This window comes from Nocardioides sp. YIM 152588, assembly GCF_040191335.1.
Classification (GTDB): Bacteria; Actinomycetota; Actinomycetes; order Propionibacteriales; family Nocardioidaceae; genus Nocardioides.
Window position 1 is genome coordinate 1 of sequence record NZ_JBEGDJ010000001.1, and the last position, 20,935, is coordinate 20,935.

Sequence of the window (20,935 nt, forward strand, 5' to 3'; positions counted from 1 at the left end):
TTCGACCTGAAATCACGAGCGGGCTACCAGTCAGCCAACCCCCGCGGTAGGAAAGTGTCCGCGATGTCTTGAGACATATGTGTCCGCGATGTCCCGAGACACAACACATCGGAATACGGGGTTCCCGGGCACACGACCCATCCGCACCCCAGCCCGTCTCGAGTCGTGTGCCCCAGCCAGCGGTATAGCGGGCTCTCGGGCACACGACCCACGCCCGCCGCCGCCCGCGCGTCCTCACCCAAGAAGTCGAACGTCAGACATGACCGCCAGGTCCGCACCACGATCGGCGACGCCGCCTCCCGCACGACCTGTCCGGAGGTACGTACCGGGACGGGAGCGGCTCGCGATGCACCAGGGGAGCGCCTTCGCACGAGGCGGGACGCACGGTTGCCGAGCTGTCTAGCGGCGCCTCGGCTCGGTCCCGTTCCGGACCCGCTCGGCGATGTCACCGACGTCGTCCAGTTGTCCTGAGGCCACCTCGATGATCACGTCGTACGCCTGATCGTTGGTCAGCGTGAGCCGGAGGCCGTTGAGCCCCAGAAAGGCGATCGTGGCCGCCAGCGACAGGCGCTTGTTGCCGTCGACCAGGGCATGGTTGCGCGCCAGCGAGTGCAACAGCGCTGCTGTCTTGTCCTCGACGCTCGGATAGGCATCGGCGCCGAACACGGACGCCTGCGGACGCGCCAGGGCGGACTCCAGGAGCCCGGGATCGCGGACCGGCACCTCCGGGCCGAGTGTTCGCTCTGCGACGTGGAGCAACTCGGTCAGGGTCAGGTAGATCACTGACCGAGGCGCTCCAGTGCCTCCGCGTAGCGCGGCAGCTCGTCATCGAGAATCTGGTCCAGGAGTTCGGCGCGGCTGTGGTTCTCGACGTACTCGCGCACGGCCTGCCGGGCCACCTCCTGCATCGACCGTGACTCCATCTGAGCGCGGCGGCGCAGCGCCTCCGTCTCGTCAGCGGTCAGCCGCAGGGTCATCGCCATGCTGCAACGGTATCAGGCATGACACCATTCGGCCGGCCCAAATCCAGCTGGACGGCAGGTCGTAGTGCCCAGGACCCGCGTCTGCGGAGCGGGCGGGTCGCACCCGCTCGCCGCGCCCCGGCAACTACGCTCCCGAGGCGTGTCGCAGGAACCGGACCGGGAGAGCGCGGAGGCCGCCGCCGCGGCCTACGAGGCCGCCCTCGGCGACGCCCGCGGCGACCGCCGCGCCCGGGGCGCGTTCTACACGCCGCCCGCGCTGGTCGCCTGGATCCTCGACCGCGCCCTGACGCCGGAGACCCGGCGCGTGCTGGACCCGGCGTGCGGCACCGGCCACTTCCTGGTCGCGGCCGCGCGGCGCCTCGGCGACGTGCGCGCGGTGCACGGCTCCGACCTGGACCCCGAGGCCGTCCGCCTGGCCCGCGCCCGGCTCGCGGCGCTGGACCCGACGGTGCCGGCCGAGGAGATCGCCGCGCGGGTGCGGGTGGCCGACGGGCTGGAGTCCTGGGCGGGGGAGGCGTTCGACGCCGTCGTCGGCAACCCGCCGTTCCTCGGCCAGCTGCGCCGCCGTACGGCGGGACAGACGGGTGGCCTGGGCGCCTACACCGACACCAGCGCGGCCTTCCTGCACCGGTCGCTCTCCCTGGTGCGTCCCGGCGGGATCGTCGCCCTGGTGCAGCCGCTGTCGGTGCTGGCCGCCCGCGACGCCGGCCCGGTCCGCGCCGGGGTCGCCGAGCGCGGCGCGGTCGTCGACTTCTGGTGCCACGAGCGGCCGGTGTTCGAGGGGACCCCGGTGCTCACCTGCGTGCCGGTCGTCCGGGCCGGGGCGACCGGCGGTGTCGGGCCCGACGGGTGGGGCGCGCTCGCGGCGCCCTCGTTCGGCATCCCCGCGGTGGACCTGCCCACCGCTGCCGGGGTGCTCGGTGACGTCGCCGCCTGCACGGCCGACTTCCGCGACCAGTACTACGGGCTGCGTCCCTACGTCCGCGACGCCCGCCCCGGCGAGGTGGCCGCGCCGCCACCCGACCACGCGCCGCTGGTGACCAGCGGCCTGATCGACCCGGCCGAGCCGCGCTGGGGGAGCGTGCCGACCCGCTTCGCCCGCAACCCGTACGACGCCCCGCTGGTCGACCTCGCCGCCCTCCGCGCCGGGCCGGACCCGGCGTTGGCACGGTGGGCGGAGGCGCGGCTGGTGCCCAAGGTGCTGGTCGCCGCCCAGGGGCGGGTGATCGAGGCCGTCGCCGACGCGGCGGGCGGCTGGCTGCCGTCCGTGCCGGTGCTCACCGTCGTACCCAGGGGTCCGGAGCCCGGAGTCCTGTGGCGGGTGCTCGCCCTCACGCTGGCCCCGCCGGTCGTCGCGGACGCAGCCGCCCGTTACCTCGGCACGGGGCTCACCCCGGGTTCGATCAAGGTCAGCGCCCGCCAGCTGTCCGGCCTGCCGCTGCCGACCGACCGCACGGCCTGGGCCGAGGGCGCCGAGCTGGCTCGGCGCGCGCAGGAGGCGCCGTCCGACGAGCGCCCCGAGGTGCTGGCCGCCGTCGGCGCGGCGATGACCCGCGCCTACGGCCTCGACCCGGAGGGCGACGGCGCGGAGGTGCTGGCGTGGTGGCGCGACCGGCTGCCGCGCGGCGACCGGGCCGCGGCCGGGACCCGCCGATAACCCGGTCGCCCACCGTCGGAGGGGCCTCCTAGGATCGATCGGGTGCAGCAGCCCCAGCCCTCGACGAGCGCCGCGGAGACGGCGGATCCCGCGACCGGGTCGATGATCTGGGCGCGCGGCCTGCGCAAGTCGTTCGGCGGCTTCGAGGCGGTCCGGGGCATCGATCTCGACGTCCGCCGCGGCGAGGTCTTCGCGTTCCTCGGCCCGAACGGCGCGGGCAAGTCCTCCACGATGCGGATGATCGCGGCGGTCTCGCCGGTCAGCGGCGGCGAGCTGCGGATCCTCGGCATGGACCCCGCGGTCGACGGCCCCGCCATCCGCGGGCGGCTCGGCGTCTGCCCGCAGGAGGACAACCTCGACATCGAGATCGACGTCGCCGACAACCTCTACGTCTACGGCCGCTACTTCGGCCTGCCCAAGGCCGTCATCCGGGAGCGGGTCGGGGAGCTGCTCGAGTTCGCGAAGCTGACCGACCGCGCGCACGCGATGGTCGAGGAGCTCTCGGGCGGCATGAAGCGGCGGCTCACCATCGCCCGGTCCCTGGTCAACCGCCCCGAGCTGCTGCTGCTCGACGAGCCGACGACCGGTCTCGACCCGCAGGCGCGGCACCTGCTGTGGGACCAGCTGTTCCGGCTCAAGCAGTCCGGGGTGACGCTCGTCCTCACGACCCACTACATGGACGAGGCCGAGCAGCTGGCCGATCGGCTGGTGGTGATGGACAAGGGGCTGATCGTGGCCCAGGGCGCCCCGCAGGACCTGATCCGGGAGCACTCGACGCGTGAGGTCGCCGAGCTCCGGTTCGGCGTCGGAGAGCACGACGCGCTCGCCGCGAAGGTCGAGGACCTCGGGGAGCGCGTCGAGGTGCTGCCCGACCGTCTGCTCGTCTACGCGCACGACGGCGAGGAGGTCGTCACCCGGGTGCACGAGCGGGGGCTCGTCCCGCTGGCGACCCTGGTCCGACGCTCCACGCTGGAGGACGTCTTCCTCCGGCTCACCGGCCGCACCCTGGTGGACTGAGGGGTCTGATGGACGGCACGCTCGAGCACCCGGTCCTCGCGCCCCGCACGTCGCTCGGCCTGTGGCAGGGGATCGGCCGGCAGGCCGACTACTGGGCGACGCTGTGGCGGCGCACCTGGCGCGGCGTCCTGGTCTCCTCGTTCCTCTCGCCGTTCCTGTACGTGATCGCGATGGGTGTGCTGCTCGGCGGCTTCATCGAGGCCGACCCCGCCCGGCTCGAGGGCGCGACGTCGTACCTGGCCTTCGTGGTCCCCGGCCTGATCGCGGCGCACGCGATGCAGACCGCGGTCTCCGAGACCACCTACCCGGTGATGGGCATGATCAAGTGGCAGCGGATCTACGAGTCGATGCTGGCCACGCCGCTGGAGCCGCGTCACGTGGTCGGCGCCCACCTCTCCTCCGTGGTGCTGCACCTGGCGGCGACCTGCGGTCTCTACACCCTGGTGATGGTGCCGTTCGGGGTCTTCGCGACCTGGTGGGGCCCGCTCCTGGCGTTCGGCGCGCAGGTGCTGTGCGGCACGGCGTTCGCGACGCTGGTCTACGGCTTCTCCACCCGGGTCACCAACGACCAGGCCTTCGGGGTGCTGTTCCGGCTCGGCGTCTTCCCGCTCTTCCTCTTCTCCGGTGCCTTCTTCCCGGTCTCCAACCTGGGCGAGGTCGGCGCCTGGGCGGCCCGGCTGACGCCGCTGTGGCACGGGGTCAACCTGTCCCGGATGTTCGCCCTCGACAACGTCACCTGGTGGGTCGCCGCGGTCAACGCCGGCGTGCTGCTGGTGCTCGCCGCGATCGGCTGGCGGTGGTCGGTCTCGGGCCTCACGAAACGGATGATCACGTGACCGCCCTCGCGGGCCCGGCCGCCGCACCCGCACCGCTGACCCGATGGGCGGCGGTCCGGCTGCTCGTGCTGCGCAACTTCCTCTGCTACCGCCGCGCCTGGAAGCTCTTCCTCACCGGCTTCCTGGAGCCCGTCTTCTACCTGTTCTCCATCGGCATCGGGGTCGGCGCGCTCGTCGAGGGGTTCACCGTCGGCGGCCGCGAGGTGTCCTACGCGGCCTTCGTGGCGCCCGGGATGCTGGCGGCCTCGGCCTTCAACGGGGCGCTGCTGGACTCGACGTACAACGTGTTCTTCAAGCTGCGGTACCTGAAGCTCTACGACCAGATCCTGGCCACCCCGATGACCACCCGCGACGTGGCCCGCGGGGAGATCGCGTGGGGCCAGCTGCGGGGGAGTGTGTACGCCGCCGCGTTCCTGCTGGTGATGCTCGCGATGGGGTTGATCGAGTCGTGGTGGGCGCTGCTCGCGCTGCCGGCCGCGGTGCTGATCGGGTTCGCGTTCAGCGCGGTCTGCATGGCCGCCACCACCTGGATGCGCACGTTCCAGGACTTCGACAAGATCACGCTGGTGCAGCTGCCGCTGTTCCTCTTCTCGGCGACCTTCTTCCCGGTCGACACGTTCGCCGGCCCGGTGCGCTGGATCGTCGAGTGCACCCCGCTCTACCGCGGCGTCGTGCTCTGTCGCGAGCTCACCCTCGGTACCCCGTCGGCCGCCTCGCTGGTCTCGGTGGTCTACCTGCTGGTGATGGGCGCGATCGGGCTGGCCGTGGTGCGCCGCCGTCTGGACCGCCTGCTGCTGACCTGAGGCGGCTCCCCACCGGTGGGCCGGCGCGGGGCATGATGGCTGGGCACGACGGCTGGGGCGGACGATCCGCGAACGGAGGACGGATGAGTCGGAAGCGGACGGTGTGGTGGACCCTCGGCGGGGTCGCACTGGTGGTCCTGGTGGCGGGGATGCTGCTCTTCCAGCCCTGGCTGCTCTTCATCGACGAGACCGTCGAGGAGGCCGACGACGCGGCCGAGGTGGTCAGCACCGCGACCGGCGGCATCGGTGACACCAGCATCCCGTCGCCGGCCCCGTCGGCCGACGGATCCGAGGAGACGCCCACCGGGCCGACCCGGGTGGAGCTGGCCCGCGGGAAGTTCATCGACGCCGAGCACGGCACGTCGGGGACCGCGGTCGTCTACCGCCGCGACGACGGCAGCCGCTACCTGCGGCTGGAGGACCTCGACACCTCCAACGGCCCGGACCTGCACGTGTGGATCACCGACCAGCCCAGCGGCGGTGACTGCAACGGGTGCTTCGGCTCCTGGGGCATCTACGACGACGGCGACTACGTGCGGCTCGGGGAGCTGAAGGGCAACCAGGGCTCGCAGAACTACGAGATCCCGAAGGGCGCCGACCTGGCCGGGCTGACGTCGGTGGTGATCTGGTGCGACCAGTTCAACGTGGCGTTCGGGACCGCCGACGTGAGCGGCATGGCGGCCTGAAGCCACCGCTCAGCGCGGGCGGGCGGCGCCGCGCAGCCGTGCGGTGATGGCGCGGGCCGTCCTGGTCACGGCCTCCGCGGTCTCCCTGATCTCCTGGGCCGGGCCCGCGGCGCCCGCGGCGCCCGCGGCGCCCTCGGGCCGACCGGTCCCGGGGGAGTCGGGGTAGGTGACGGCGATCGCGGCCACCGGGTGCCCGTTGTGGTCGTGCACCGCCACCGCGACCGACGCGAAGCCGGGCGTGATCTCGCCCGCCTCGGTCGCGTAGCCCCGGGCCCGGGTGTCGGTGAGCAGGCTGCGCAGCGCCCGCGGGCCGTCCGGCCCGAGCCCGTGCCGGTCGATGAAGGCCGACCGGTCCGGGTAGAGCGCCCGCACCTGGGCCGCCGGCAGGTCCGCCAGGATGGCGCGGCCGCTCGCGGTCAGGTGCGCCGGCAGGCGTACGCCGACGTCGGTGACCAGCGGCGGGCGGCCGGGCGCCCGCTCCTCGATCACGTAGAGCACGTCGCGGCCGTGGGGCACGGCCAGGTGCGCCGACTGCCCGACCCGGTCCACCAGGGCGGCCAGCGGGCGGCGCGCGACCCGCTGCAGCGGCTCCTGGCGCACGTAGCCGGAGCCGACCTCGAACGCGGCCACGCCCACGCCGTACCGGCGCTCGTCGGGCAGGTGCACCACGAAGCCCTCGTCGGCCATGGCGGTCAGCAGGTGGTAGGTCGTCGAGCGGGGGATGCCGACCTCGCGGGCGATCCGGTCGACGGGGACCGGCTCGGGCTGGGCGGCCAGGAAGCGCAGCACCCGGAGGGCTCGCGTGGCCGCCGGCACGTTGCTCATCGGTCCTCCTGCGTCGGGGGTGGGTCGTGTGCCTGAGACCCCGGCCTGGCGGGGCCTCAGGCACACGACCCGGAATGTCTCGTATCCGAGACACTAGGGTGCCACGGGTGGCTGGTCCGGGCCACCCGGTGGGCGTTTGATGGAGGCATGCAGCAGTTCATCGAGGTCGGCACCGGACCGGTGTCGTTCGCCGACGTGATCGCCGTGGCCCGTGACGGGGCCGGCGTGCGACTCACCGAGGAAGCGCAGAAGGCCATCGAGCACGCCCGCGGCGTCGTCGAGGACCTCGCGTCCGCCCCGACGCCGGCGTACGGCATCTCCACCGGCTTCGGCGCCCTGGCCACCCGTCACATCCCCAACGAGCTCCGCGCCCAGCTCCAGCGCTCGCTGGTCCGCTCGCACGCGGCCGGCTCCGGCCCCGAGGTCGAGGCCGAGGTGACCCGCGCGCTGATGCTGCTGCGGCTCTCCACCCTGGCCACCGGCCACACCGGCGTCCGGCCGGCGACCGCCCAGCTCCTCGCCGACCTGCTCACGCACCGGATCACCCCGGTCGTCCACGAGTACGGCTCGCTGGGCTGCTCCGGCGACCTGGCCCCGCTCTCGCACTGCGCGCTGGCGCTGCTCGGCGAGGGCGACGTCCGCGACGCCGCGGGGACGCTGATGCCGGCCGCCGAGGCACTGGCCGCCGCCGGCCTCACGCCCGTCGAGCTGGCCGCGAAGGAGGGCCTGGCCCTCATCAACGGCACCGACGGCATGCTCGGCATGCTGGTGATGGCCCTGGACGACCTCGGCCGCCTGATGCGCACCGCTGACATCGCCGCCGCGATGAGCGTCGAGGGCCAGCTCGGCACCGACCGCGTCTTCGCCGCCGAGCTGCAGGCGATCCGCCCGCACCCCGGCCAGGCCTCCTCCGCCGCCAACCTGGTCGCGCTGCTGGCCGACTCCGGCGTGGTCGCCTCGCACCGCGGCCCCGACTGCAACCGGGTCCAGGACGCCTACTCCCTGCGCTGCACCCCGCAGGTGCACGGCGCCGCCCGCGACACCATGGCCCACGCCGCCAGCGTCGCCCGCGTCGAGCTCGCCAGCGCCGTCGACAACCCCGTCGTGGTCGGCGACCGCGTCGAGTCCAACGGCAACTTCCACGGCGCCCCCGTCGCCTACGTGCTCGACTTCCTCGCGATCGCGGCCGCCGACATCGCCAGCATCAGCGAGCGCCGTACCGACCGGTTCCTGGACAAGGCCCGCAACCACGGCCTGCCGCCGTTCCTCGCCGACGACCCGGGCGTCGACTCGGGCCACATGATCGCCCAGTACACGCAGGCCGCGATCGTCTCCGAGCTCAAGCGCCTCGCGGTCCCGGCCTCGGTCGACTCGATCCCCTCCAGCGCGATGCAGGAGGACCACGTGTCGATGGGCTGGTCGGCCGCCCGCAAGCTGCGCCGCTCGATCGACGGCCTCACCCGGGTGATCGCCGTCGAGGTGCTCACCGCCGCCCGCGCGCTCGACCTGCGCGCCCCGCTCGACCCGTCCCCGGCCACCGGCGCCGTCGTCTCCCTGCTCCGGGAGCACGGCATCGAGGGCCCGGGCACGGACCGCTTCCTGGCCCCCGAGATCGCCACCTGTGTCGACCTCGTCCGCGACGGCGCGGTGCTCCGGGCCGCCGAGAACGTGATCGGAGAACTCGCATGACCGACCTGACCCAGCAGGACAACCCGCGCCTGCCCATCCACGCCGCCACCGGCACCGAGCTGACCGCGAAGTCGTGGCAGACCGAGGCCGCGCTGCGGATGCTGATGAACAACCTCGACCCCGACAACGCGGAGAACCCCGCCGACCTCGTCGTGTACGGCGGCACCGGCCGCGCTGCGCGCTCGTGGGAGGCGTACGACGCGATCGTCCGCGCCCTGCGCGACCTCGAGCCCGACGAGACGCTGCTGGTCCAGAGCGGCAAGCCGGTCGGCGTGATGCGGACCAACGAGTGGGCCCCGCGCGTGCTGATCGCCAACTCCAACCTGGTCGGCGACTGGGCCAACTGGGAGGAGTTCCGGCGGCTGGAGGACCTCGGGCTGACCATGTACGGCCAGATGACGGCCGGCTCGTGGATCTACATCGGCACCCAGGGCATTCTGCAGGGCACCTACGAGACCTTCGCCGCGGTCGCCGACAAGCGCTTCGGTGGCACCCTGGCCGGCACCATCACCGTGACCGCCGGCCTCGGCGGCATGGGCGGCGCCCAGCCGCTCGCGGTCACCATGAACGACGGCGTCGCGATCTGCATCGAGTGCGACCCGCACCGCATCCAGCGCCGCCTGGAGACCCGCTACCTCGACGTGGAGGCCGACTCCCTCGAGCACGCCCTCGAGCTGGCGGTGCAGGCCCGCGACGAGCGCCGCGCGCTCTCGATCGGCGTGCTCGGCAACGCCGCCGAGATCCTCCCGCAGCTGCTGGAGATGGAGGCGCCGATCGACATCGTCACCGACCAGACCTCCGCCCACGACCCGCTGTTCTACCTCCCCGTCGGCGTGCCGTTCGAGGAGTGGCAGCAGCGCCGCGAGGCCGACCCGGTCGGCTTCACCAAGGAGGCGCAGGCCTCGATGGCCGCGCACGTCGCCGCGATGGTCGGCTTCATGGACCGCGGCGCCGAGGTCTTCGACTACGGCAACTCGATCCGCGACGAGGCGCGCAAGGGCGGCTTCGACCGGGCCTTCGACTTCCCCGGCTTCGTGCCCGCCTACATCCGGCCGCTCTTCTGCGAGGGCAAGGGCCCGTTCCGCTGGGCCGCGCTGTCGGGCGACCCGGCCGACATCGCCGCCACCGACAAGGCGATCCTCGAGCTCTTCCCGGAGAACGAGAAGCTGCGCCGCTGGATCACCATGGCCGAGGAGCGCGTCGAGTTCCAGGGCCTGCCCGCCCGGATCTGCTGGCTGGGGTACGGCGAGCGGCACAAGGCCGGCCTGAAGTTCAATGAGATGGTCGCCAACGGTGAGCTCAAGGCCCCGATCGTGATCGGTCGCGACCACCTCGACTGCGGGTCGGTCGCCTCGCCCTACCGCGAGACCGAGGCGATGGCCGACGGCTCCGACGCGATCGCCGACTGGCCGCTGCTCAACGCCCTGGTCAACACCGCCTCCGGCGCCACCTGGGTGTCGCTGCACCACGGCGGCGGGGTCGGCATCGGCCGCTCGATCCACGCGGGCCAGGTGATCGTCGCCGACGGCACCGAGCTCGCCGCGCAGAAGATCGAGCGCGTGCTCACCAACGACCCGGGCATGGGCGTCATCCGCCACGTCGACGCGGGCTACGAGCGGGCCGAGGAGGTCGCCGCCGAGCGCGGCGTGCGGGTTCCGCGATGACCGTTCCGGACTTCGAGGAGATGTGGTCCTCGCTGCTGCCGATCGGACGGTCGGCGGCCAGCGGGGGCTACTTCCGCCAGCCCTGGCACAGCGCCGAGGGCGAGCTGCGCGCCTGGTTCGTCGAGGAGGCGACGCGGCGCGGGCTGTCGGTCGAGGATGACCGCTTCGGCAACGTGGTCGCCTGGTGGCGGCCGGCCGGCGTCGAGGGCCCCGCGGTGCTGACCGGCAGCCACCTGGACAGCGTCCTCGACGGCGGCGCGTTCGACGGCCCGCTGGGAGTGGTGTCCGCGCTGGCGGCGTACGACCGGATGGTCGCGGCCGGGGTGAGGCCGGACCGGCCGCTGGGGATCGGCGTCTTCGCCGAGGAGGAGGGGTCGCGGTTCGGCCGCGCCTGCCTCGGCTCGCGGCTGGCGGTGGGAGCGGCGTCCTGGGACGACGCCCGCTCGCTCACGGACGCCGACGGCGTCCGCCTGGGTGACGTGGTCGAGGGTGGGGACCCCTCGGCCTGGCTGGGGGGTGTGGGGGCCTACGTCGAGCTCCACGTGGAGCAGGGACGTGGGCTGGTGGATCGCGACGCGGCGGTGGGGACCGCGAGCGGGATCTGGCCGCACGGCCGGTGGCGCTTCGACTTCACCGGCCGCGCGGACCACGCCGGCGCCGCCCGGATGGAGGACCGCGCCGACCCGATGCTCGCCTACGCGATGACGGCGCTGGCGGCGAACAAGCAGGCCCGGCTGTCGGGGCAGCGGGCCACGTTCGGCCGCGTCGAGGTCGCGCCCAACGGCACGAACGTGGTGCCGTCACGGGTCACCGGCTGGCTCGACGCGCGCGCGGACTCGCCGGAGGGCATGGCCGGGCTCGTGGCCGAGATCGAGCGGCAGGCGGGGGCCCGCGCCGAGCGCGACGGCACCTCGCTGGCCGTGACCCCCGAGTCGGTCACCGGAGCAGTCACCTTCGACCCGGTACTGCGGGGGCGGGTCGACGGGCTGCTCGGTGGATCGGTCCCGGTGCTGCCCAGCATCGCCGGCCACGACGCCGGCGTGCTGCAGGAGGCCGGCATCCCGACCGCCATGCTCTTCGTGCGCAACCCCACCGGGGTCTCGCACGCGCCGGACGAGTCGGCCGGGATGGACGACTGCCTGGCCGGCGTCGAGGCGCTGGCGACGGCGCTGACCGGGCTGGTCACCGGTCCCGGCCCCGGGCCGGTCGAGGAGGGGGCGGCGTGACGGCGTACCTGCTGGAGCGGGCGTGGGTCGACGGCGCGATGTGCGACGACGTGCTCGTCGAGGTCGAGGACGGCGTCTTCACTGCCGTCACTCCGGTCACGCCGGACGGGCAGTTCCCGCGCTTGACGGGCGTTGCAACGCCTGTCAAGCGCGGGAATCACCGGTCGACCGGTGATTCCGCCACCCCCATCCCCGGCCTCACCCTCCCCGGCTTCACCAACACCCACAGCCACGCCTTCCACCGCGCCCTCCGCGGCCGCGTCCAGGTCGGCCAGGGCAGCTTCTGGACGTGGCGCGACCGGATGTACGAGGTGGCCAACCGGCTCGACCCGGACACCTACTTCGACCTGGCCCGCGCCACGTTCGCCGAGATGGTGGCGGCCGGCTACACCTCGGTGAGCGAGTTCCACTACGTCCACCACCAGCCCGACGGCACCCCGTACGACGACCCGAACGCCCTGGGGCACGCGGTCGTCGCCGCGGCGGCCGAGGCCGGCATCCGGCTCCGCCTGATCGACACCTGCTACCTGGCCGGCGGCATCGGCCAGCCCCTGGGACCGCTGCAGCGGCGCTTCGACGACGGGGACGCCGACCGGTGGGCGGCGCGCGTGGCCGACATCGAGCACGACCGGGTCGGCGGCGCCATCCACTCCGTGCGCGCGGTCCCGCGGGACCAGCTCGCCACGGTCGCGAAGGCGACGCAGGGCCGGCAGCTGCACATCCACGTCTCGGAGCAGCCCGCCGAGAACGAGGCCTGCCTGGCGGCGTACGGGATGACCCCGGTCCGCCTGCTCGCCGAGGCCGGCGCGCTCGGCCCGGAGACCACCGCGGTGCACGCCACGCACCTGACCGCCGACGACGTCGGGCTGCTCGCCGAGACCGACACCGAGGTCAGCTTCTGCCCGACCACCGAGCGCGACCTCGGCGACGGGATCGGCCCCGCCCGGGCGCTGCACGACGCCGGCGTGCGGCTCAGCCTCGGCAGCGACAGCCAGGCGATCATCGACCCGTTCGACGAGATGCGTGCCCTGGAGGGCCACGAGCGCCTCGCCTCGATCCGGCGCGGACGGTTCACCGCCGACCAGCTGCTCGGCTTCGGCGCGGGTCGGATCGCGGTGGGCGAGCCGGCGGACCTGGTCACGATCGACCCGGAGAGCCCGCGGACCGCGGGCAGCGGAGCCGACCAGCACACGGCCGTGTACGCCGCCGCGCCGGCCGACGTCCGGCGGGTGATGGTGGACGGGCGGGTCGTCTTCGAGGGCGACCACCCACAGGTGGGCGCGGACCTCGGCCGCGCCATCGGACGACTGTGGACCACGACGGGGAAGTGAGCACCCAGATGACCGCGACGCTGCTGACCGGGATCGGTGAGCTGGCCACGAACGACCCGACGCTCGACGGCACCGGTGCCGGTCCGCTGGCGACGCTCGCCGACGCGGCGGTCGTCTGGGAGGGCGGGCGGATCGCGTGGGTGGGCCGCGCTTCGGACGCCCCCGACGCCGACACCCGGATCGACGCCGGCGGCCGCGCCGTGATCCCCGGCTTCGTGGACAGCCACAGCCACCTCGTCTTCGCCGGCGACCGGGCGCTGGAGTTCCGCGCCCGGATGGCGGGGGAGCGGTACGCCGCCGGCGGCATCCGCACCACGGTGGCGGCGACCCGCGGTGCGAGCGACGACGACCTCCGCGCCAACGTGGCCCGGCTGGTCGACGAGATGCGGCGCCAGGGCTCGACGACGGTGGAGATCAAGTCCGGCTACGGCCTGAGCGTGGAGGACGAGGCCCGCGGACTGCGGATCGCCCGCGAGGCCACGCCGGAGACCACGTTCCTCGGCGCCCACGTGGTCCCCGCCGAGTACGCCGACGACCCGGCCGGCTACGTCGACCTGGTCACCGGTCCGATGCTCGAGGCGGCCGCACCGCACGCGCGCTGGATCGACGTCTTCTGCGAGACCGGCGCCTTCGACGCCGACCAGGCGCGGCGGATCCTGGCGGCCGGCGCCGCGGCCGGCCTCCGGGGGCGGCTGCACGCCAACCAGCTGACGTACGGCGAGGGGGTCCGCCTGGCCTGCGAGCTGGGCCTGGCCGCGGTCGACCACTGCACGTTCCTCTCGGACGAGGACGTGGCGGCGCTCGCCGACTCGGGCACGGTGGCCACCCTGCTGCCGGGCGTGGAGTTCTCCACCCGCCAGCCCTACCCGGACGCCCGCCGGCTCCTCGACGCCGGTGTGCGGGTCGCGCTGGCCAGCGACTGCAACCCGGGCTCCTGCTACACCAGCTCGCTGCCGTTCTGCATCGCGATGGCGGTGCGGGAGATGGGGATGACCCCCGAGGAGGCCGTGCACGCCGCGACCGCGACCGGCGCCCTCGCGCTGGACCGCGACGACGTGGGGCGGATCGCCGTCGGCGCGCGCGCCGACCTCGCCCTGCTCGACGCACCGACCCACGTCCACCTCGCGTACCGCCCTGGCGTGCCGCTCGTGACCCGGGTGTGGCAGGAAGGCCGGGAGGGCTGACCGCCAAGAGCGGGGTAGTCCCTGACCAAAAGCACCCCGCGGACGGGGATTCAGGTGCTTTTCGTCAGGGACTACCCGCCTCGGGCCGCCCCGCTGTGGCAGGAAGGCCCGGAGTGCTGACCGGAATCCGATCGCCGGGGTTCGGAGGCGTCGGGGATGATGGACCCGTGAGGCACACGGAGTTCTGGTCGCGGATGGAAGAGCACCTCGGGGCGGGGTACGCCTCGGCATGGGCCGACCAGGTCGTGATGGGCTCGCTGGAGCACCGGACGGCGCGCGAGGCGCTCGACGCCGGCGTGACGCCCAAGGAGGTGTGGCGCGCGGTCCACGAGACGCTCGGGCTTCCGGAGCGCGACCGTTGAGCCACTCCCATGACCGCGCGTGGGCCCAGCGCCGGACGGTGCGCGTCCTGGTGCTGACCCAGGCGGTCGGCGCCATCGGCATCACCATCGGCATCGCGACGGCCTCGCTGCTCGCCCGCGACCTGTCGGGCTCCGAGGCGCTCTCCGGGCTCGCGCAGACGTCGCAGGTGCTGGGCGCGGCGGTGATCTCGTTCCTGCTGGCCGGGCTGATGGGGCGCCGCGGCCGACGCTTCGGCCTGGCCACCGGCTACCTGCTCGGCGCCAGCGGCGGCGCGCTGGTGGTCCTGGCCGGCGTGGTGGAGTCGATGGTCGTGCTCCTGGGTGGTGCGGTCCTGCTGGGCGCGGCGACGGCGGCCAACAGCGCCGCGCGGTACGCCGCCACCGACCTGGCCACCGACCACGACCGCGCCCGGTCGCTGTCGCTGGTGGTCTGGGCGACCACGATCGGTGCCGTCGCCGGCCCGAACCTGACCGGCCCGGCGGGCGCCTTCGCCCGGACCGTCGGCATCCCGGAGCTGGCCGGCCCGTTCGCCATCGCCGCGATGGGCATGCTGCTGGCGGCGATCGTGGTGACCGTCGGCCTGCGCCCCGACCCGCTGCAGCTGGCCCAGCGGCTGGCCGAGACCGAGCGCGCGGTGCCGGCCGCCGGCGCGACCGTCCCCCCGGTCGGTACGTCGTCGTGGCGGGCCGCCCGAGCGGCGGTGGCCGCGCGCCCGGTGCTGGGCTACGCCATCGCCGGCCTGGCGATGGCGCACGCGGCCATGGTCGGGGTGATGGTGATGACGCCGCTGCACATGGAGCACGGCGGTGCCGAGCTGGAGATCATCGGCCTGGTGATCAGCGGCCACGTGCTGGGCATGTTCGCCTTCTCGCCGCTGGTCGGCGTCCTCGCCGACCGCGTGGGCCGGCCGCCCGTGCTGGGCGCCGGGGGCGGGGTGCTGATCGCGGCGCTGCTGCTCTGCGCCTCCTCGCCCAGCGGCATGTCGTGGCAGGTCTCGGCGGGGCTCTTCCTGCTCGGCGTGGGCTGGTCGTTCGCGATGGTCTCCGCGTCGACCCTGGTCGCCGAGCACGCGCCGCTGGAGGCGCGCACCGCCGTGCAGGGCACGTCGGACCTGGTGATGGGCATGACCGCGGCCGGCGCCGGCGCGCTCGCCGGGCTGATCGTGGACCTGGCCGGCTACCCGACGCTGGCGCTGGTGACCCTGGCGCTCGCCCTGGGCGTGATCGGCGCCGCCGTCCGTGCCCACGCGGAGCGGCACGCCGTGCCGGCCGAGGAGGCCGCCCTCGACGCCGCCGTCGGCGGCGAATGAGCGACACGCCGAGGAAATCCTGCGTTCGAACACCCGTTCGCCTAGCGTAGTCGGTGAGCGAGCGGCGAGACGAGCACCGGCGTCACGTCGTCCGCCCTCCGCAGGCTCGGTCCCTGGGGATCGCCACGCAGCACACGGCGTCCCTCCCCAGGACGGCGGGGGGAGGGACGAAGTGTCGGAGGTCTGGTCTAGCGTCACCGCCCGAGATGACACGCAAAACCGCCAAGAACGCGACGAAGACTTCCGCGCAGCAATCCAGCACAAGGAGATCAGCCATGGCCGCTGACGACCGTATGAAGGCGCTCGACGCCGCCCTTCTCAACATCGAGAAGTCCTACGGCAAGGGCTCGGTGATGCGCCTGGGCGACGAGACCCGGGCCCCGCTCGACGTGATCCCGACCGGTGCGATCTCGCTCGACGTCGCGCTGGGCCTCGGTGGCCTGCCGCGCGGCCGGGTCGTGGAGATCTACGGTCCGGAGTCCTCCGGTAAGACGACGGTCGCCCTGCACGCGGTGGCCAACGCCCAGCGCGCCGGCGGCATCGTGGCGTTCATCGACGCCGAGCACGCGCTCGACCCGGAGTACGCGAAGGCGCTCGGCGTCGACACCGACGCCCTGCTGGTCTCGCAACCCGACTCGGGTGAGCAGGCGCTGGAGATCGCGGACATGCTGGTCCGCTCCGGCGCGCTCGACCTGATCGTCATCGACTCCGTGGCCGCGCTGGTGCCGCGGGCCGAGATCGAGGGCGAGATGGGCGACAGCCACGTGGGTCTCCAGGCCCGCCTGATGAGCCAGGCGCTCCGGAAGATGACCGGTGCGCTCAACCAGTCCAAGACGACCGCGATCTTCATCAACCAGCTGCGCGAGAAGATCGGCGTCATGTTCGGCTCGCCGGAGACCACCACCGGTGGTCGGGCGCTGAAGTTCTACGCCTCGGTCCGCCTCGACGTGCGCCGGATCGAGACCCTCAAGGACGGCACCGACATGGTCGGCAACCGGACCCGGGTCAAGGTCGTCAAGAACAAGGTGGCCCCGCCGTTCAAGCAGGCGGAGTTCGACATCATGTACGGCCAGGGCATCAGCCGCGAGGGCGGCCTGATCGACGTGGGCGTCGAGGCGGGCCTGGTCCGTAAGGCGGGCGCTTGGTACACCTACGAGGGCGACCAGCTCGGCCAGGGCAAGGAGAACGCCCGCAACTTCCTCAAGGACAACCCTGACCTGGCCAACGAGCTGGAGAAGAAGATCCTGGAGAAGCTCGGCGTCACCCCGCAGGTCGACGACCTGTCCGACGAGCCGATCGGCGTCGACAGCTTCTGATGCTGGGCAGCGGTGACGGCAAGGGCGTCGGCGCGGGGCCCGGGGTCGGCGACGCGCAGCGAGACGTCGACCCCGAGCCCGACCACGAGGCCATCGCCCGCAAGATCCTGCTCGACCAGCTGACGGGTCAGGCGCGCAGCCGCCACGAGCTGGCTGCGCGCCTGGCACGGCGCAACGTCCCCGAGGAGATCGCCGAGCGTCTGCTCGACCGCTTCACCGAGGTCGGCCTGATCGACGACGAGGCGTTCGCCCGCGCCTGGGTCGACAGCCGGCGGCGGACCCGAGGGTTGGCGCGCCCGGCGCTGGCGCAGGAGCTGCGCCGCAAGGGCATCGACGAGGAGACGCTGCGCGGCGTGCTCGACGAGGTCGATCCGGGAGCCGAGTCGGAGTCCGCCCGCGTGCTGGTCCGCAAGAAGATGAGGTCCATGCGCGGCCTCGACGAGACGGTCGCGATGCGGCGACTGACGGGCATGCTCGCGCGGAAGGGATATTCCGCGGGCGTCGCCTTCGCGGTGGTGCGCGAGGAGCTCGGTGCCACAGAATGGGCGGATGAGCACTGAGATGAGCGAGGCCGCGCCGGAGCGGGAGGTCCTGACCTACGAGGCCTTCGGGGAGGCAGTGCGGGACCTCGCACGCCAGGTCGTCGACGACGGCTTCGAGCCCGACATCGTGCTGGCCATCGCCCGCGGCGGCCTCGGTCTCGCGATGGGCCTCGCCTACGCCCTCGACGTGAAGAACCTCTCGGCCGTCAACGTCGAGTTCTACACCGGGGTGGACCAGCGGCTGGACGTCCCGATGATGCTGCCGCCGACGCCGGCGGCGATCGACCTGACCGGCATGAAGGTGCTCATCGCCGACGACGTGGCCGACAGCGGGCGCACGCTCGAGGCGGTCCGCGACTTCTGCGCCGACCACGTCGCCGAGACCCGCACCGCGGTGGTCTACGAGAAGCCGCGCTCGGTGATCAAGCCGGAGTACTCCTGGAAGTCGACCGACCTGTGGATCGACTTCCCGTGGTCCTCGCTGCCGCCGCTGGTCAACCGGCGCGGCGGCCTGGCGCACTGAGCACGACCTCGGGGCCGGGCACGCCGGTCGTGCCGGGCGCCGGGGCGTGCCGTCGGACGCGGCCCGACCGGCAGTAGGCTTCGCGCCATGAAGTTCGGCGCGGCGCTGCGGGTGCCCGGAGGCGAGGTCGACCTGACGTCGTACCGGGCCGACGGGACGCCGGGCTTCGCGGGCGGCAAGAAGTCCGGGACGAAGGCGCTGGCCAAGCTGGGCGCGGAGCTCGCCGAGCTGCAGGAGCGGCTCTTCGCCCACGGCCAGGCCGGCGGGGAACGCAGCGTGCTGCTGGTCCTGCAGGGGATGGACACCTCCGGCAAGGGCGGCACGCTGCGCTCGACGGTCGGGCTGGTGGACCCCCAGGGCGTGCGGATCACGTCCTTCAAGGCGCCGACCGACGAGGAGCTCGCCCACGACTTCCTGTGGCGGATCACCAACGCGCTGCCCGAGCCCGGGTACGTCGGGGTGTTCGATCGCTCCCAGTACGAGGACGTGCTGGCCGCACGGGTGCGGGGACTGGCGGCGCCGGACGAGATCGAGCGCCGCTACGACGCCATCAACGCCTGGGAGCGGGAGCAGATCGAGCGCGGCACGGTGCTCATCAAGTGCATGCTGCACATCAGCCCGGAGCAGCAGAAGCGCCGGCTCCTGCAGCGCCTGGACAACCCGGAGAAGCACTGGAAGTTCAGCCCGGGCGACATCGACGACCGGCGGCTCTGGCCGGAGTACCAGCGTGCCTACGAGATCGCACTGGAGCGCACCCACACCCAGCACGCGCCGTGGCACGTGATCCCAGCGGACCGGAAGTGGTACCGCAACCTCGCGGTCGCCCACCTGCTGCGCGAGGCGCTGCTCGGCCTGGACCTGCGGTGGCCCGTCGCCGACTTCGACGTCGCCGAGCAGCGGCGACGCCTGATCAAGGAGAAGCTCCACCTGTGATGCCGACCGTCATGGTCACGCGGTACGTCACGCCCCTGCGCGAGGGGGGCAGCCTCCCCGGCATCGTGGAGGGCGACGACCTCGGGACCTACGTGTGCAAGTTCCGCGGGGCCGGGCAGGGCCTGCGCGTGCTGGTCGCCGAGGTGATCGTGGCCGGGCTGGCCCGGCGCCTCGGGATCCCGACGCCCGACCAGGTGGTGCTGGACCTCGATCCGGCCCTGGCCCGCTACGAGGCCGACGAGGAGGTCCAGGACCTCCTCAAGGCGAGCGCCGGCCTCAACCTGGGCATCGACTTCCTGCCGGGGTCCTTCGGCTTCGACTCCTCGGTCGACCCCGACCCCGCCGTGGCCGGTCGCGTGCTGTGGCTGGACGCGCTCACCGCGAACGTCGACCGCAGCTGGCGCAACCCGAACCTGCTGGTGTGGCGCGGGGTCCTCTACGCCATCGACCACGGGGCGTCGCTGTACTTCCACTACTCCTGGCCGGGCGGCCCCGGCGACCCCCAGCGGTTCGCCCGTCAGCCGTTCGACGTGAGCGAGCACATCTTCGCCCGCTTCGCCGGCACCGCACGCGAGCAGGACGCGGAGCTCGCCGCGCTGCTGGACCGCGACGCCCTGGCCGGGATCGTCGGCGAGATCCCCGACGAGTGGCTCGAGCCGGTCCCCGGCGCGGAGGACGCCGCGGCCGTGCGCGCCCGGTACGTCGACTTCCTGCACGCCCGGGTGGGCGGCGACCGCGCGTGGCTGCCGGAGGTGACCCGGTGAGCACGGAGGCCGCGCCGTACCAGTACGTCGCGCTGCGGTGCGTGCCGCGTGTGGAGCGCGAGGAGTTCGTCAATGTCGGCGTGGTGCTCTACTGCCCGGACCGTGGCTTCCTCGGCTCGCTGTCGCTGGTCGACGAGGCGCGCCTGGCGGCGTTCGCACCGGGGATCGACGTGGCCGCGGTCCGCTCCGCGTTGGCGGCGGTGGAGTCGGTGTGCCGCGGCGACGCGCACGCCGCGTTCGGCGTCGGCCAGCGCGCGACCGCCTACGGCACGCGCCTGGCGAAGGACGACCAGGGCACGCGCTTCGGCCTGCTCAAGGCGCCCCGCAGCACGGTGCTGCAGCCGGGCCCGGTGCACGGAGGCGTGACCACGGACCCCGGCCGGACGCTGGAGCGCCTGCTGGAGACGCTCGTCGGTTGACCCGTCCCGCTCGGGCAGGGACGAGCGCACCCCCGAGTCGGCACAGACTCACCGCCGAGTCGGCACAAACTCACCGTCAGTTTGTGCCGACTCGCGCCTCAGACGGGGACGAGCTCGACCGCGCCGACGGCGTACCGGGCCAGGATGATGCGCGCCACCTCGGGGTGGGCGCCGAGCGGCTCGGAGACGGCCACGGCGCCGGCCTCGAGCGCCAGTTCGGTGGCCCTGTCGACCAGCGTGCCGGGGGCGAGGAACAGCGAGGCGACGGCGATGTGGCGCCGGCCCTCTCCGCGGAAGGCGCGCACCGCCTCCCCGGTGGCCGGCGGTGCGCTCGTGGCGTACGCCGCGGTCACCGGCAGCTTGTGGTGGGCGCCCCACACGCGGGCCAGCCGGGCGACGGCCTGGTTGGCGAGCGGGTCGGAGGTGCCGGCGGCCGCGAGCACGAGGGCGTCGAGCTCGCGGACGCGCGCCTCCTTGAGCGCGCTCCGCAGCCGCTGGTCGAGGACCTCCAGGAAACAGGCCTCGAGGCCGAGCACGGCGGTGGCCTGGATCTTGAGGCCGGGGTGGCGCTCGGTGGCCTCGGCGATCATCGCCGGCACGTCGACGCGGGCGTGGAACGCCTCGACGAGCAGGAGCGGTACGACGACGATCTCGTCGTAGCCGGCGCGGACCAGCCGGTCGACGACCGTCTGGAACCCTGGCTTGGACTTCTCCAGGAACGCCTTCTCGATCCGCAGGTCGGGGCGCTGGGCCTTGGCCTCCGCGACCAGCGCGGAGATGGTGGCAGCGGAGCGGGGGTCACGGCTGCCATGGGCGAGGGCAACCAGGGCGGGAGCGGTCATCTCTCGCTCCTCCTCTCGGACTT

22 protein-coding genes are annotated in these 20,935 nt (G+C 73.5%); 18 read left to right on the forward strand and 4 right to left on the reverse strand.

Annotation, left to right across the window (positions count from 1 at the left end):
* Window positions 1–399 precede the first annotated feature (399 nt).
* Both ABLM29_RS00005 and ABLM29_RS00010 read right to left on the reverse strand, forming a co-directional pair.
* Entirely contained in the window at window positions 400–783 is a 384-nt protein-coding gene (locus tag ABLM29_RS00005) for a type II toxin-antitoxin system death-on-curing family toxin (RefSeq protein WP_349711187.1), read from the reverse strand.
* Window positions 780–983 (reverse strand): DUF6290 family protein, encoded by a 204-nt coding sequence (locus ABLM29_RS00010; RefSeq protein ID WP_349711189.1) that lies wholly within the window; start codon window positions 981–983, stop codon window positions 780–782. Before ABLM29_RS00010 ends, ABLM29_RS00005 begins: the two co-directional genes overlap by 4 nt.
* Window positions 984–1,122: 139 nt before the next feature.
* Between ABLM29_RS00010 and ABLM29_RS00015 the strand changes: the two genes are divergently transcribed.
* The 5 genes from ABLM29_RS00015 (at window position 1,123) to ABLM29_RS00035 (ending at window position 5,982) form a co-directional block, all read left to right on the forward strand.
* On the forward strand, window positions 1,123–2,640 hold the full coding sequence (locus tag ABLM29_RS00015; protein WP_349711191.1) for an HsdM family class I SAM-dependent methyltransferase: 1,518 nt from the start codon (window positions 1,123–1,125) through the stop codon (window positions 2,638–2,640).
* 42 nt (window positions 2,641–2,682) lie between these two features.
* Window positions 2,683–3,657 (forward strand): ABC transporter ATP-binding protein, encoded by a 975-nt coding sequence (locus tag ABLM29_RS00020; protein WP_502889124.1) that lies wholly within the window; start codon window positions 2,683–2,685, stop codon window positions 3,655–3,657.
* 8 nt (window positions 3,658–3,665) lie between these two features.
* On the forward strand, window positions 3,666–4,493 hold the full coding sequence (locus ABLM29_RS00025) for an ABC transporter permease (RefSeq protein ID WP_349711194.1): 828 nt from the start codon (window positions 3,666–3,668) through the stop codon (window positions 4,491–4,493).
* Window positions 4,490–5,296, forward strand: coding sequence for an ABC transporter permease (locus ABLM29_RS00030; RefSeq protein ID WP_349711196.1), 807 nt, complete (start codon window positions 4,490–4,492; stop codon window positions 5,294–5,296). Before ABLM29_RS00025 ends, ABLM29_RS00030 begins: the two co-directional genes overlap by 4 nt.
* An 83-nt stretch (window positions 5,297–5,379) precedes the next feature.
* On the forward strand, window positions 5,380–5,982 hold the full coding sequence (locus ABLM29_RS00035; protein ID WP_349711198.1) for a DM13 domain-containing protein: 603 nt from the start codon (window positions 5,380–5,382) through the stop codon (window positions 5,980–5,982).
* Window positions 5,983–5,991: 9 nt separating this feature from the next.
* Here the strand turns inward: ABLM29_RS00035 and ABLM29_RS00040 are convergent, their stop codons facing one another.
* Complete coding sequence (locus tag ABLM29_RS00040) at window positions 5,992–6,807, reverse strand: IclR family transcriptional regulator (protein ID WP_349711200.1); 816 nt, start codon at window positions 6,805–6,807, stop codon at window positions 5,992–5,994.
* A 147-nt stretch (window positions 6,808–6,954) separates the two neighbouring features.
* Between ABLM29_RS00040 and hutH the strand changes: the two genes are divergently transcribed.
* From hutH to ABLM29_RS00105, 13 genes are all read left to right on the forward strand, one after another.
* The gene (hutH, locus tag ABLM29_RS00045) at window positions 6,955–8,496 is read left to right on the forward strand and encodes a histidine ammonia-lyase (RefSeq protein WP_349711202.1); all 1,542 of its coding nucleotides are present in this window, start codon (window positions 6,955–6,957) and stop codon (window positions 8,494–8,496) included.
* The gene (gene hutU / locus ABLM29_RS00050; RefSeq protein ID WP_349711204.1) at window positions 8,493–10,160 is read left to right on the forward strand and encodes a urocanate hydratase; all 1,668 of its coding nucleotides are present in this window, start codon (window positions 8,493–8,495) and stop codon (window positions 10,158–10,160) included. Before hutH ends, hutU begins: the two co-directional genes overlap by 4 nt.
* Window positions 10,157–11,386: an allantoate amidohydrolase gene (locus ABLM29_RS00055; protein WP_349711206.1), complete on the forward strand. Its 1,230-nt coding sequence runs from the start codon at window positions 10,157–10,159 to the stop codon at window positions 11,384–11,386. The genes hutU and ABLM29_RS00055 overlap by 4 nt, the downstream gene beginning before the upstream one ends.
* Complete coding sequence (locus tag ABLM29_RS00060) at window positions 11,383–12,717, forward strand: formimidoylglutamate deiminase (protein ID WP_349711208.1); 1,335 nt, start codon at window positions 11,383–11,385, stop codon at window positions 12,715–12,717. Before ABLM29_RS00055 ends, ABLM29_RS00060 begins: the two co-directional genes overlap by 4 nt.
* An 8-nt stretch (window positions 12,718–12,725) precedes the next feature.
* The gene (gene hutI / locus ABLM29_RS00065; protein ID WP_349711842.1) at window positions 12,726–13,901 is read left to right on the forward strand and encodes an imidazolonepropionase; all 1,176 of its coding nucleotides are present in this window, start codon (window positions 12,726–12,728) and stop codon (window positions 13,899–13,901) included.
* Window positions 13,902–14,068: 167 nt separating this feature from the next.
* Window positions 14,069–14,263, forward strand: coding sequence for a DUF3046 domain-containing protein (locus tag ABLM29_RS00070; protein WP_349711210.1), 195 nt, complete (start codon window positions 14,069–14,071; stop codon window positions 14,261–14,263).
* On the forward strand, window positions 14,260–15,573 hold the full coding sequence (locus ABLM29_RS00075; RefSeq protein ID WP_349711212.1) for an MFS transporter: 1,314 nt from the start codon (window positions 14,260–14,262) through the stop codon (window positions 15,571–15,573). The genes ABLM29_RS00070 and ABLM29_RS00075 overlap by 4 nt, the downstream gene beginning before the upstream one ends.
* Window positions 15,574–15,848: 275 nt before the next feature.
* Window positions 15,849–16,889, forward strand: coding sequence for a recombinase RecA (gene recA / locus ABLM29_RS00080; protein WP_349711214.1), 1,041 nt, complete (start codon window positions 15,849–15,851; stop codon window positions 16,887–16,889).
* Complete coding sequence (locus ABLM29_RS00085) at window positions 16,889–17,449, forward strand: regulatory protein RecX (RefSeq protein WP_349711216.1); 561 nt, start codon at window positions 16,889–16,891, stop codon at window positions 17,447–17,449. The genes recA and ABLM29_RS00085 overlap by 1 nt, the downstream gene beginning before the upstream one ends.
* Entirely contained in the window at window positions 17,439–17,954 is a 516-nt protein-coding gene (locus ABLM29_RS00090) for a phosphoribosyltransferase (RefSeq protein WP_349711218.1), read from the forward strand. The genes ABLM29_RS00085 and ABLM29_RS00090 overlap by 11 nt, the downstream gene beginning before the upstream one ends.
* Before the next feature lie 87 nt (window positions 17,955–18,041).
* The gene (locus tag ABLM29_RS00095; RefSeq protein ID WP_349711221.1) at window positions 18,042–18,887 is read left to right on the forward strand and encodes a PPK2 family polyphosphate kinase; all 846 of its coding nucleotides are present in this window, start codon (window positions 18,042–18,044) and stop codon (window positions 18,885–18,887) included.
* On the forward strand, window positions 18,887–19,651 hold the full coding sequence (locus tag ABLM29_RS00100; protein ID WP_349711223.1) for a HipA family kinase: 765 nt from the start codon (window positions 18,887–18,889) through the stop codon (window positions 19,649–19,651). The genes ABLM29_RS00095 and ABLM29_RS00100 overlap by 1 nt, the downstream gene beginning before the upstream one ends.
* A complete protein-coding gene (locus ABLM29_RS00105; RefSeq protein WP_349711225.1) occupies window positions 19,648–20,070 on the forward strand; it encodes a DUF3037 domain-containing protein in 423 nt (140 codons plus the stop codon). Before ABLM29_RS00100 ends, ABLM29_RS00105 begins: the two co-directional genes overlap by 4 nt.
* A 98-nt stretch (window positions 20,071–20,168) precedes the next feature.
* Here the strand turns inward: ABLM29_RS00105 and ABLM29_RS00110 are convergent, their stop codons facing one another.
* Window positions 20,169–20,912: a sirohydrochlorin chelatase gene (locus ABLM29_RS00110; protein ID WP_349711227.1), complete on the reverse strand. Its 744-nt coding sequence runs from the start codon at window positions 20,910–20,912 to the stop codon at window positions 20,169–20,171.
* Window positions 20,913–20,935: the final 23 nt, after the last annotated feature.

Bases quoted from the DNA above. Each gene is read 5' to 3' on its own strand.
- ABLM29_RS00055 (WP_349711206.1), top strand. From the start codon at position 10,157: ATGACCGTTCCGGACTTCGAGGAGATGTGGTCCTCGCTGCTGCCGATC.
- recA (WP_349711214.1), top strand. From the start codon at position 15,849: ATGGCCGCTGACGACCGTATGAAGGCGCTCGACGCCGCCCTTCTCAAC.
- ABLM29_RS00040 (WP_349711200.1), bottom strand. From the start codon at position 6,807: ATGAGCAACGTGCCGGCGGCCACGCGAGCCCTCCGGGTGCTGCGCTTC.
- hutI (WP_349711842.1), top strand. From the start codon at position 12,726: ATGACCGCGACGCTGCTGACCGGGATCGGTGAGCTGGCCACGAACGAC.
- ABLM29_RS00110 (WP_349711227.1), bottom strand. From the start codon at position 20,912: ATGACCGCTCCCGCCCTGGTTGCCCTCGCCCATGGCAGCCGTGACCCC.
- hutH (WP_349711202.1), top strand. From the start codon at position 6,955: ATGCAGCAGTTCATCGAGGTCGGCACCGGACCGGTGTCGTTCGCCGAC.
- ABLM29_RS00100 (WP_349711223.1), top strand. From the start codon at position 18,887: ATGCCGACCGTCATGGTCACGCGGTACGTCACGCCCCTGCGCGAGGGG.
- ABLM29_RS00025 (WP_349711194.1), top strand. From the start codon at position 3,666: ATGGACGGCACGCTCGAGCACCCGGTCCTCGCGCCCCGCACGTCGCTC.
- ABLM29_RS00035 (WP_349711198.1), top strand. From the start codon at position 5,380: ATGAGTCGGAAGCGGACGGTGTGGTGGACCCTCGGCGGGGTCGCACTG.
- ABLM29_RS00010 (WP_349711189.1), bottom strand. From the start codon at position 983: ATGGCGATGACCCTGCGGCTGACCGCTGACGAGACGGAGGCGCTGCGC.
- ABLM29_RS00085 (WP_349711216.1), top strand. From the start codon at position 16,889: ATGCTGGGCAGCGGTGACGGCAAGGGCGTCGGCGCGGGGCCCGGGGTC.
- ABLM29_RS00090 (WP_349711218.1), top strand. From the start codon at position 17,439: ATGAGCACTGAGATGAGCGAGGCCGCGCCGGAGCGGGAGGTCCTGACC.
- ABLM29_RS00095 (WP_349711221.1), top strand. From the start codon at position 18,042: ATGAAGTTCGGCGCGGCGCTGCGGGTGCCCGGAGGCGAGGTCGACCTG.
- hutU (WP_349711204.1), top strand. From the start codon at position 8,493: ATGACCGACCTGACCCAGCAGGACAACCCGCGCCTGCCCATCCACGCC.